This is a genomic window from Streptomyces sp. NPDC048269, from assembly GCF_040652395.1.
Taxonomy (GTDB): Bacteria; Actinomycetota; Actinomycetes; order Streptomycetales; family Streptomycetaceae; genus Streptomyces.
In genome coordinates, this window is record NZ_JBEZLW010000043.1 from 42,909 (window position 1) to 54,057 (window position 11,149).

The following is an 11,149-nucleotide window of genomic DNA, read 5'->3' on the forward strand; positions in this document are numbered from 1 at the left end:
AAGGGAACCTTTCGATGCGTCTGAAGATCCGGCGGCGGGCGGGGCGGCGGGCCGCCCTGCTGGCCGTCGGGGCGATGACCGCGGGTCTGCTGCTCACCGCACCGCAGCAGGCCACGGCCGGCCCGCCCAATCTGCTCACCAATCCAGGTTTCGAGACCGCCGGCGCGCCCGGCGCCGACATGCCGTCCTGCTGGTCCACATCCGGCTGGGGCGACAACGACTTCACCTTCGCGACCGTCGCCGACGCGCACAGCGGCACCAAGGCGATGAAGGTCTCCCTCACCCGCCGCGTGAACGGCGACCGCAAGGCGCTGGTCACCGAGAACACCGCCTGCGCGCCCGCCGTCACCCCGGGAAAGCAGTACGACCTCTCCGCCTGGTACAAGTCGAACACCCCGGACGTCTCGGTGACGGTGTTCCGGCGGGAGGCCGCGACCGGGGTCTGGCAGTACTGGACCGACCTGCAGAATCCGCCGGTCAGTGCCGGATGGGCGCGCACGGAGGTCCGTACGCCGGCCGTCCCGCCGGGCACCGACAAGATCGCGTGGGGGCTGTCGGTCTACGGGGTGGGCACGCTCACCACCGACGACTACGCGCTGGAGGAGGTGGGTGCGGTGCCGCCGCAGCCCACCTGTTCGGGCACGGCGGAGGAGTGCGCCAAGGGCAAGTGGGAGGTGATCCCGGCCAAGAACCCGGTGCGCTCGATGCACGCCGTCGTGCTGAAGAACGGCAAGGTGCTGCTGATCGCGGGCTCGGGCAATGACATCGCCCAGTTCAACGCGGGCACCTTCACCTCGGCCGTCTACAACCCGGCGAACGGTTCGTTCAGGACGGTGCCGACGCCGGTGGACATGTTCTGCTCGGGCCACGTGCAGCTGGCCGACGGCCGGGTGCTGGTGATGAGCGGCAACAAGGGCTATCCGTCCGCCGACGGCAAGATCGGCTACCAGGGGCTGAAGGACAGTTACGTCTTCGACCCGGCGACCGAGACGTACACGAAGACGAACGACATGAACGGCGGGCACTGGTACCCGTCGGCGACGATCCTCGGCAACGGTGACGTCATCTCCTTCGGCGGTCTGAAGGAGGACTCCACGGGCAACGTGACCGCGGAGAAGTTCTCGGCGGCGCAGAACAAATGGCTGCCGATGAACGAGGTCAACCAGACCTGGTCGTACTGGGGCCTGTACCCGTCGATGATCCTCATGCAGGACGGGCGGCTCTTCTACTCGGGCAGCCACACCTTCGGCAACAACACGCCCGGCACCGGCTCCTCGGTCTACGACTACGCCGCCAACACCATCACCGACGTGCCCGGGCTGCGCAACAAGGACCAGCGCGACGAGTCGGCGAGCGTGCTGCTGCCCCCGGCGCAGGACCAGCGGGTCCTGACCATCGGCGGCGGCAACAACGAGACGAACCCGGCCGCGAACCGGATCACCGACATCATCGACCTGAAGAAGCCGAGCCCCGCCTACACGGCCGGTCCGGACCTCCCGCAGGGCCTGGTCGACACGGGCGCGGGCAAGCGGCCGCAGAGCGGGGCCGAGGGCAAGATGTACGTGTCGGCCGTGCTGTTGCCGGACGGCAAGGTGCTGGAGACCGGCGGCGGGCTGCACGACCGGGCCGACCCGGTCTTCGAGGCCTCGTTCTTCGACCCGGTGACCAACACGTACCAGGCGGGGCTGGCCGCCGACCCGATCCCGCGGACGTACCACTCGGCGTCGTTCCTGATGCCGGACGGCCGGGTCATGTCGGTCGGCGACAACCCGGGCAACGGCACGTACAACCACAACGTGTCGATCTACACCCCGCCGTACCTGTTCAAAGGCCCGCGCCCGCAGATCACCTCGGTGATCGACACGCAGTGGGTGTACGGGGACACGCAGCGGATCACCGTCGACCGGCCGGTCGCCAAGGCGGAGCTCATCCGTCCGGCGGCGGTCACCCACTCCTCGGACCCGAACCAGCGGTTCGTCGACCTGCCCATGACGGTGAACGGGAACAACATCGACCTGGGCGTCACCAGCAACCCCAGCCTGGCGCCGCCCGGCTGGTACATGCTCTTCGCGGTCGACGCGAACGGCATCCCGTCGATCGCGACCTGGGTCCACCTGGGCGGGGCCCCGGCGCTGGCGGCCGCCGAGGAGCGGCCCGCCGCGCACGTGCACGATTTCGCGGACAAGCTGGGTCCCGCCAAGGAGCCCGTGTCCGACGAAGAGGGCGCGAAGCGGGGCTCGGTCCCGGTCGCCCCGAGCGTCGCGGGCTGCGACCGCCACTACGGCACGGTCAGCCTGTGCGTACCGACCCGCTTCCCGGTGGAGGTGAAGGAGACGACGAAGGCCCGCTGCGACTGGCTGGCCGCCCACCAGTACCCGCGGCGCATGAAGGTCAACGGCAGCGACCCGCTGCGGCTCGACAAGGACGGCGACGGCTACGCCTGCTGAGCAGGCCACAACAGAGGGGCCCGGCCGCGTGTCGCGGCCGGGCCCCGCCCTGTGGCCTCTGCCTATCCTGCGCACATGGCAGACAAGGACGAGATATTCACGCCCAGGAACGGCTGGACGCTGCTGGGGGCCACGCTGGCCGTCGCGCTGCTGGCCTGGGTGATCGCCGCGGTCAACACGGGCATCGCGTACGCGGCGTTGGGCATGGACGGGGTCCCGATCATGAGCGGGGTCGTCCTGCTCGTGGTCTTCGGGTGCTTGCTGGCGGCGCTCAACAACCGTCCGTGGCTGGCCTGGCTCTCCGCCCTGCCGGCCCTCTTCGTGCTCGTGGGCTCGGTGCAGTACGCCCCGGAACTCGCGCTGGACCGGCGCGGAGTCCGGGAGCGGGTGGTCATCACCGCGGACAGCGCGGAGGAGACGGGCGGCAACAACCACCGGTACACCCTGCGCCGTGAGGACGGCGTGGTGCTGGAGGAGAAGCTGGGCTACGACGGCTCGGGTTCCAGCTACCGGGTGGGCCAGAGCATCGAGGTGATCCGGGACCCCGAGGGCGTCGTACCGGTCGAGGACGCGGCCACGATCGATCCCGCCGGGGAGCTCGACACGCTGCTCATGGGGGCGGGCGGCCTTTCGGCGCTCACCCTGCTCGCCGGCCGGCGGGGCCACGTGCTCAGGCGCCGGGACCGGGAGCGGGAAGGCGGCTGGGCCCAGCCGCGGCCGGCCGGCTTCCCCCGCTGACCGCGCCCCCCGCTGACGGCGCGGCCGCTGACGGCGCCGCCGCCGTCAGTGCGAGTACGCGGCGAGCGAGATGCCGACGTAGTGCGCGATGAAGGCCGCGAGGGTCAGGGAGTGGAAGACCTCGTGGAAGCCGAAGAAGCGTGGGGAGGGATTGGGTCGCTTCATCCCGTAGATGACCCCTCCCACGCTGTACAGCAGGCCGCCGACGATCACCAGGACCAGCACGGCGATGCCGCCGGTGCGCATGAAGTCGGGCAGGAAGAAGACCGCCGCCCAGCCCATCGCTATGTAGCACGGGGTGTACAGCCAGCGCGGCGCGCCGACCCAGAAGACGCGGAAGGCGATGCCGGCCACGGCCGCGAGCCACACCGCCCACAGCAGCGTCCGGCCGGTGGAGGGCGGGAGCAGCAGCACGGTCAGCGGGGTATACGTCCCCGCGATGATCAGGAAGATGTTGGCGTGGTCGAGCCGGCGCAGGATCGCCTCGCCGCGCGGCCCCCAGGTGCCGCGGTGGTAGACCGCGCTGACGCCGAAGAGCAGGCATGCCGTGAGGATGTAGACGCCGCAGGCGACGCGCGCCCGGGTCGAGTCGGTGAAGGCCATCAGCACCACGCCCGCGATCACTACGGCGGGGAACATCCCGAGGTGCAGCCAGCCACGCATCAGCGGCTTGGCCTCCGGCTCCGGTACGGCGGCGGCGTCAGAAATCATGAGCGACATGCTACCTACGGGTCCGTAGGTTTCCGTTGGTCCTCTTTACGGAAGATTGACGGACGTGGCGATGCTCACGTGAGAGGCCCTCTGGACATATGCGCACACGCACCGGATGATCAGATGAGTGCGGTCGACACCGGATGAGCGGAGCGCGAAGCGTCCGGGTCGCAGCCCCCACGGGGCCTATACCAAACACACCCCTCAACAAGGAGCAATCGTGGCGCGCGACAACGCGGCTCCCACCATCCCGACGACTCACCAGGAGCTGATCTCCTGGGTGGACGAGATCGCAGCCCTCACCCAGCCGGACCGCGTCGTCTGGTGCGACGGCTCCGAGGGCGAGTACGAGCGCCTGTGCGAGGAGCTCGTCGCCAAGGGAACGTTCAAGAAGCTCGACGAGACGAAGCGCCCGAACTCCTACTACGCCGCCTCCGACCCCTCCGACGTCGCGCGCGTCGAGGACCGGACCTTCATCTGCTCCGAGAAGGAGGAGGACGCGGGCCCCACGAACCACTGGAAGGCCCCGGCCGAGATGAAGGAGATCTTCGCTGGCGAGAAGGGGATCTTCCGCGGCTCCATGAAGGGCCGGACGATGTTCGTCGTCCCGTTCTGCATGGGCCCCCTCGGCTCCGAGCTCTCCGCTATCGGCGTCGAGATCACCGACTCCGCCTATGTCGCGGTCGCCATGCGCACCATGACCCGCATGGGCAAGCCCGTCCTGGACGAGCTCGGCTCCGACGGCTTCTTCGTCAAGGCCGTCCACACCCTCGGCGCTCCGCTCGCCGAGGGCGAGGCCGACGTGCCGTGGCCGTGCAACACCACCAAGTACATCTCGCACTTCCCCGAGACCCGGGAGATCTGGTCCTACGGATCCGGCTACGGCGGCAACGCCCTGCTCGGCAAGAAGTGCTACGCGCTGCGCATCGCCTCCGTCATGGCGCGTGACGAGGGCTGGCTCGCCGAGCACATGCTGATCCTCAAGCTCACCCCGCCGCAGGGTGAGGCCAAGTACGTCGCGGCGGCGTTCCCGAGCGCCTGCGGCAAGACCAACCTGGCCATGCTGGAGCCCACGATCCCCGGCTGGACCGTCGAGACCATCGGCGACGACATCGCCTGGATGCGCTTCGGTGAGGACGGCCGCCTCTACGCGATCAACCCCGAGGCCGGCTTCTTCGGCGTCGCGCCCGGCACCGGCGAGCACACCAACGCCAACGCCATGAAGACCATGTACGCGAACACCGTCTTCACCAACGTCGCGCTCACCGACGACGGCGACGTGTGGTGGGAGGGCATGACCGAAGAGGCGCCCAAGCACCTCATCGACTGGAAGGGCAACGACTGGACTCCGGACTCGCAGACCCCGGCCGCCCACCCCAACGCCCGCTTCGCCGTCCCCGCCTCCCAGTGCCCGACGATCGCCCCCGAGTGGGAGGACCCCAAGGGCGTCCCGATCTCCGCGATCCTCTTCGGCGGCCGCCGCGCCTCCGCCGTGCCGCTGGTCACCGAGTCCTTCGACTGGAACCACGGCGTCTTCATCGGCTCGAACATCGCCTCCGAGAAGACCGCCGCCGCCGAGGGCAAGGTCGGCGAGCTGCGCCGCGACCCCTTCGCCATGCTGCCGTTCTGCGGCTACAACATGGGTGACTACATGGCCCACTGGGTCAAGGTCGCGGCCGACAAGGACCAGGCGAAGCTCCCGAAGATCTACTACGTGAACTGGTTCCGCAAGAACGACGCGGGCAAGTTCGTGTGGCCCGGCTTCGGCGAGAACAGCCGCGTCCTGAAGTGGATCGTCGAGCGCCTCGAAGGTACCGCCGAGGGCGTCGAGACCCCCATCGGGATCCTGCCGACCAAGGACTCGCTCGACCTCGACGGCCTGGACCTCCCGGCCGCCGACCTCGACTTCCTCCTCACGGTCGACAAGGAGGTCTGGCGCGAGGAGGCCGCCCTGGTCCCCGAGCACCTGAACACCTACGGCGACCACACTCCGAAGGAACTGTGGGACCAGTACCACGCGCTCGTCGAGCGCCTGGGCTGACCGCCCCGCCCCGATGACCGGGGCCAACGAACGTGGGAGCCCCCGACCAAGCGGCGCCCACCGCTGTGGGAGCCCCCGACCAAGCGGCGCCCACCGCAGCACACCGCCCGTCCGTCAGGAGCGTCCGCGCTCCTGACGGACAGGTCGTGTGCGTCTGCTGACGGCCGGCCTCCACCTCGTGGAGGCCGGCCGTCACGCGTTCCGCCTCGTCGTAGGGCGCGCCTCCGAGGAGGAGCACACCCGGGATGATTCCCAGGATGCGTCTCACGGTGCAGCGTGTTCGCGGAAACCTACATTCCGCGCTGAGTTGAAAGAACGTCAGGTGTCCAGGTGGTCCCACTTCGAAATGCTGTGTGAGCCCGTGGGTGCTGGTGGGAGGGGCGGCCGCCCGGGAGGATCTGGGCATGGGCGTGAGCGCGTTGAAGTGGCAGGGCTGGCTGGTCGGCCTGGTGACACTGGCCGGGCTGTTGGTGTTCGCCCCGCTGGGGCTGTACGTGTGGGCCAGCGGCGAGCCGCCCCGCGAGGTCGTGGAGGACGTACGGGCCCGGGTGACCGGATGCCGAATCGATCCGGCGAGCCGGCGCGTGGCGGCGACGGTGGAGGTGACGGGCCAGGGCTCGTACGTCGTGACGGTGGAGTTCCGCGACCGGGAACACCCCGGGCCGGGCGCGCGGGTCGCACAGGCCCTGGTGAAGATCCCGGGGGTGACCCCCGGGACACCGGAACACGCCGAAGCGGTCGGCCCGGTCTGGCCGGCGGCGACGACCCCCTGGTGCGGGGTCGCGGACGCGGTCGAGTCGGCCCAACTGGAGCCTTGAGCGAAGCCCTACCGGACCGGGCGGTCGTGGCCCGGCGTTCCGCGATGGCTCGGCCCCGGAACCCTCACCCGTACGGCGCTCCGCGCCCGCGCTTCAATCGCCGGCGGGGCACTATCCAGCCCCGCGGCGCAATTTCAGCCCCCGCCGGCGTTTGAGGCGCGGGGTCTGGGGCGGAGCCCCAGCAGCGGTGGCGCGCCCGGACCGCGCGGGTACGGGGCGCAGCCCGTGCCGCGCCGGGCGGCCGCGGCGGCTTCGCCCGCCGAGCTCACCGCAGGTGTACGGCAGGCGGCGGTGGCCCCGCAGAGGCCGGGCTTTCGTTCGCCGGGCTCCCCGCAGGGATATGGCGCCCGGTCCGGAGCCTCCGCGGCCCCGGACCGGGGCCGTCAGTGGGCGCCGGCGAGGTCCGGGGACCGGAGGGCGGCGGCGTGGGCGTCCATGCGCTCGGCGGCGAGGATCGCGGCGGTGGTGTCGGCGCGGGACGCGGCGACGAGGAGCGCGCGGGCGGCGAGGTCGTGCGCCCGCTGGTGCAAGGCCGCGACGTCACCGGCCGGCTCCTGCCGCGGCGCGCGGGCGGGCGGGGCCCCCCGCAGTCGGGCGACCTGCGCCGCGATCCTGGCGGCGTCCTCAGCCAGCCCGAGCTCGTCGGTGACGGCGAGCAGGGCGGCGAGGTGGCCGGCGAGCTGGATGTCCAGCGCTTCGCCACGGCTCCTGTGCGGATAGTCGGGCGTCTGGTTGCCGCCCACGCGGTGGACGACCGACTTGGGGCGGATCGGCTCGTACATGAGGTGGCCTCCTGCGTGGTCAGGAGACCATCCTACATTGGATCCGTTCTAAAGTTGAGCTCAATCCTGGTGTCCGGCTCGCGTGGTGCTAGGGCTGGCTGTATCCGTCGAGGAAGTTCCCGATCCGCGTCACGGCATCGGCCAGGTCAACGGCGTTCGGCAGGGTCACGATCCGGAAGTGGTCGGGCTCGGGCCAGTTGAAGCCCGTACCGTGCACGACCATGATCTTCTCGGCCCGCAGCAGGTCCAGGACCATCTGCCGGTCGTCCTTGATCTTGTAGACGGCCGGGTCGAGCTTGGGGAAGGCGTACAGCGCGCCCTTCGGCTTCACACAGGTGACGCCGGGGATCTGGGTGAGCAGGTCGTAGGCGACGTTGCGCTGCTCCAGGATCCGCCCGCCCGGCAGGACCAGGTCCTCGATCGACTGCCGGCCGCCGAGCGCGGTGGCCACGGCGTGCTGCGAGGGCATGTTCGCGCACAGGCGCATGTTCGCGAGGATCGTGAGGCCCTCGATGTACGAGGCGGCGTGCTTCTTCGGGCCGCAGACCGCCATCCAGCCGGCCCGGTAGCCGGCGACGCGGTAGTTCTTCGAGAGCCCGTTGAAGGTCAGCGTCAGCAGGTCGGGCGCGATGGCGGCGGTGTTCGTGTGGGTCACGCCGTCGTACAGGATCCGGTCGTAGATCTCGTCCGAGCAGACGACCAGGTTGTGGCGGCGGGCGATGTCCGTGAGCCCGCGCAGCATCGCGTCGTCGTAGACGGCGCCGGTCGGGTTGTTCGGGTTGATGATCACGATCGCGCGGGTGCGGTCGGTGATCTTGCGCTCGATGTCGCCGAGGTCGGGCATCCAGTCGGACTGCTCGTCGCAGCGGTAGTGCACGGCGGTACCGCCGGCGAGCGAGACGGATGCCGTCCACAGCGGGTAGTCCGGCGCCGGGACCAGCACCTCGTCGCCGTCGTCCAGCAGCGCCTGCATGGACATCTGGATCAGCTCGGAGACGCCGTTGCCGAGGTAGATGTCCTCGACGTCCAGCTCGATGCCCTTGGTCTGGTAGTGCTGCATGACCGCGCGGCGCGCGGAGAGCAGCCCCTTCGCGTCCCCGTAGCCGTGGGCGGTGCCCAGGTTGCGGAGCATGTCCTCAAGGATCTCCGGCGGGCACTCGAAGCCGAAGGCCGCGGGGTTGCCGGTGTTGAGCTTGAGGATGCGATGACCTGCCGCTTCGAGCCGCATCGCCTCTTCGAGGACGGGTCCGCGGATCTCGTAGCAGACATTGGCGAGTTTCGTTGACTGGATCACCTGCATAACGGGAGCTTACGGCGCTCCCCGCGAGCCCGCTGCGGCATTTCGACCGAAGGTGAAGGAGCGTTATGTCCGGTTTGGCGCGATGAATGGGTGGCCACGCGCTCCACCCTTGGAAACGGGGGCCGCGCCGCCGTTCCGGCCTGCGGAATGGGGGAGTCGGCGGCCGGGGCGCGAGTGAGGGTGTTGCGCTCGTCACCCCTGGCGTCCTGCGCCCCGATGTGGGGCCGGGCCGCGCAGCCGCGCGATGCTCGCAGGGAGGCTCGGCCGCCCGGCCTACAGCTAGATCGACACCCCCCACCGGGCATCCTAGATTTCGGCGCAGATGTCGGATTTCACCCGCTCTTCGCCGAAAGGTCTGCTTGCATGATTCGCCGATGGTTCACCCCGGCCCTGTGCGCGTTGCTGCTCCTCGCACCCGGGTCCCTCACCGCGGCGTCGGCCGCTGAGTCCCCGGCCCCTTTGCGGGTCCTGACCCGCAACCTCTACCTCGGTGCCGACCTCGCACCCGTCCTCGCCGCCACCAGCCCACAGGCGCTGGTCGCCGCCGTGACCACGGTGTACGCGAACGTCCAGGCGACGAACTTCCCCGAGCGCGCCGACGCGCTGGCCGACGAGATCGCCGAAGGCGACCCCCATCTCGTGGGCCTGCAGGAAGCCGTGCTGTGGCGAAGCCAGACCCCCGCCGGAACGGGCAGCGCCACCCACGTCGAGTACGACTTCCTGCAGATCCTTCTCGACAAGCTCGCCGCCCGGGGCAAGCACTACGCGGCCGTGGCCACCGTCACCGTCGGCAGCGACTTCGAGGCTCCGCGCTCCCTGCCCGGCGGCGGCCTGCAGGACATCCGGCTCACCGACCGTGACGTACTCCTGGCCCGCACCGACCTGCCCGCGCGTGTCTTCTCCGTTGCCAACGCGCAGACGGCCGTGTTCCAGAGCCACGTGGAAATCTGTGCTCCGGCGTCGCCGGGCTGTGCTGCCCGCATCCGGATCGAGCGGGGCTGGGTTGCCGTCGACGCCACCCTGCGCGGTCACACCGCCCGGGTGGTCACCACCCATCTGGAGCCCGCCTCTCCCCCCGTCCGGCTGCAGCAGGCCGCCGAACTGCTCGCCGGCCCGCTGAACACCACGCTTCCTGCCGTGTTGCTCGGCGACCTCAACTCGGGCCCCGGCACGCCGCCCCACAACGCACTCCTGACCGCGGGCTTCACCGACGCCTGGACCGCCACCCGACACCGCAATCCCGGCTTCACCTGCTGCCAGGACGCCGACCTGCTCAACACCACCTCCAAACTCACCCAGCGCATCGACTACGTGCTCTTCCGCGGCAGCATCACCGCGCGGGCGAGCGACCGGGTCGGTGAGGCGCAGGCCGACCGCACCCCGTCCGGCCTGTGGCCGTCCGACCATGCCGGGGTATGGAGCCTGCTCCAGCTGCGGTGAGTGCGCGGGCTGAGTGCCGGGCTGGGTCCGCGGGCTGAGTACGGGGGCTGAGTACGCGGGCTCATGCGCCGGGCGGCGGCCGGGGAGAGGGTGGGGGCATGCATCAGGGTGAATGGAAGCCGGCGGACTACCGCCTGGGCGCGGAACGGGTCGGCATGGTGATCACAGCCGTGGCGGGGGGCCTCATGATCGCGGGGGCGGTCTTCATGGCGTTCCTGCTGCTGCTGTTCCTGAACAGTCAGTGAGAGGTGCGGGGCATGGAGTTCGTAGTCGGTGACATGGCGATCACCACGGTCGGCTCGGACGGCGACGACCGGGCGATCGAGTTCCTGGTGGCCCAGCGGGGGGCCACCGAGGAGGCGCACTTCGTGATCCACCGCGAACACGACCAGGGCTGGGAAACCGCCCGCCTCACCGTCGAACCTCAGGCGGGCGGCGTCCCCGTGGCCGCGGTGGAGTGGGCGGTGGAATTCGCCCGGGAATACCTCTGAGGGGGCGGGCGGGCGGGGTCGGGGCGGGGCGGGGTCGGGGGCTTCGGGGGCGGGTCCGGGCTGGGCGGGGTCGGGGAGCGACGCGGGGGTGTGGAGAAGCCGGGCCTGGGCTGGGCGGGGTCGGGGACGTGCGCGGGGGAGTGGAGGGGCGGGATCTTGGCTGGGCGGGGTCGGGGACGTGCGCGGGGGTGTGGAGGGGCGGGATCTTGGCTGGGCGGGGTCGGGGACGTGCGCGGGGGTGTGGAGGGGCGGGATCTTGGCTGGGCGGGATGAGGGAAGTGGGTCTGTGGCTTCGGGTTGTCGGGAGCCGCTTACTCCGGATCAGGGTGGGGCTGGGGGTTTCCCGTCCGTCCCATCGTCTTCCGGGTCGGGCCGGTCCCT

The 11,149-nt window shown here is 70.5% G+C and carries 10 protein-coding genes; 7 read left to right on the forward strand and 3 right to left on the reverse strand.

Annotated elements, in window-relative coordinates; genetic code table 11:
- Positions 1-14: 14 nt before the first annotated feature.
- Both AB0D48_RS30540 and AB0D48_RS30545 read left to right on the forward strand, forming a co-directional pair.
- The gene (locus AB0D48_RS30540) at positions 15-2,447 is read left to right on the forward strand and encodes a galactose oxidase-like domain-containing protein (RefSeq protein ID WP_362404088.1); all 2,433 of its coding nucleotides are present in this window, start codon (positions 15-17) and stop codon (positions 2,445-2,447) included.
- A 75-nt stretch (positions 2,448-2,522) separates the two neighbouring features.
- Positions 2,523-3,185 carry a hypothetical protein gene (locus AB0D48_RS30545; protein WP_362404091.1) on the forward strand — a complete coding sequence of 221 codons (663 nt, stop codon included), beginning with the start codon at positions 2,523-2,525 and terminating at the stop codon, positions 3,183-3,185.
- A 45-nt stretch (positions 3,186-3,230) separates the two neighbouring features.
- Here AB0D48_RS30545 and AB0D48_RS30550 read toward each other — a convergent pair whose 3' ends face one another.
- A complete protein-coding gene (locus AB0D48_RS30550; protein WP_362404094.1) occupies positions 3,231-3,905 on the reverse strand; it encodes a hemolysin III family protein in 675 nt (224 codons plus the stop codon).
- 211 nt (positions 3,906-4,116) lie between these two features.
- On the opposite strand from AB0D48_RS30550, the gene AB0D48_RS30555 reads away from it, so the two are divergent.
- Both AB0D48_RS30555 and AB0D48_RS30560 read left to right on the forward strand, forming a co-directional pair.
- Complete coding sequence (locus AB0D48_RS30555) at positions 4,117-5,937, forward strand: phosphoenolpyruvate carboxykinase (GTP) (RefSeq protein WP_362404097.1); 1,821 nt, start codon at positions 4,117-4,119, stop codon at positions 5,935-5,937.
- A 410-nt stretch (positions 5,938-6,347) separates the two neighbouring features.
- The gene (locus tag AB0D48_RS30560; protein ID WP_362404100.1) at positions 6,348-6,755 is read left to right on the forward strand and encodes a hypothetical protein; all 408 of its coding nucleotides are present in this window, start codon (positions 6,348-6,350) and stop codon (positions 6,753-6,755) included.
- A 383-nt stretch (positions 6,756-7,138) separates the two neighbouring features.
- Here AB0D48_RS30560 and AB0D48_RS30565 read toward each other — a convergent pair whose 3' ends face one another.
- On the reverse strand, positions 7,139-7,537 hold the full coding sequence (locus tag AB0D48_RS30565) for a hypothetical protein (RefSeq protein WP_362404103.1): 399 nt from the start codon (positions 7,535-7,537) through the stop codon (positions 7,139-7,141).
- 88 nt (positions 7,538-7,625) lie between these two features.
- Positions 7,626-8,837, reverse strand: coding sequence for a pyridoxal phosphate-dependent aminotransferase (locus tag AB0D48_RS30570; protein WP_362404106.1), 1,212 nt, complete (start codon positions 8,835-8,837; stop codon positions 7,626-7,628).
- A gap of 363 nt (positions 8,838-9,200) precedes the next feature.
- On the opposite strand from AB0D48_RS30570, the gene AB0D48_RS30575 reads away from it, so the two are divergent.
- From AB0D48_RS30575 to AB0D48_RS30585, 3 genes are all read left to right on the forward strand, one after another.
- Positions 9,201-10,277, forward strand: coding sequence for an endonuclease/exonuclease/phosphatase family protein (locus AB0D48_RS30575; RefSeq protein ID WP_362404109.1), 1,077 nt, complete (start codon positions 9,201-9,203; stop codon positions 10,275-10,277).
- Positions 10,278-10,375: 98 nt separating this feature from the next.
- Complete coding sequence (locus AB0D48_RS30580; protein ID WP_362404112.1) at positions 10,376-10,522, forward strand: hypothetical protein; 147 nt, start codon at positions 10,376-10,378, stop codon at positions 10,520-10,522.
- Positions 10,523-10,534: 12 nt separating this feature from the next.
- Positions 10,535-10,768 (forward strand): hypothetical protein, encoded by a 234-nt coding sequence (locus AB0D48_RS30585; protein ID WP_362404115.1) that lies wholly within the window; start codon positions 10,535-10,537, stop codon positions 10,766-10,768.
- The last annotated feature ends 381 nt before the right edge of the window (positions 10,769-11,149 follow it).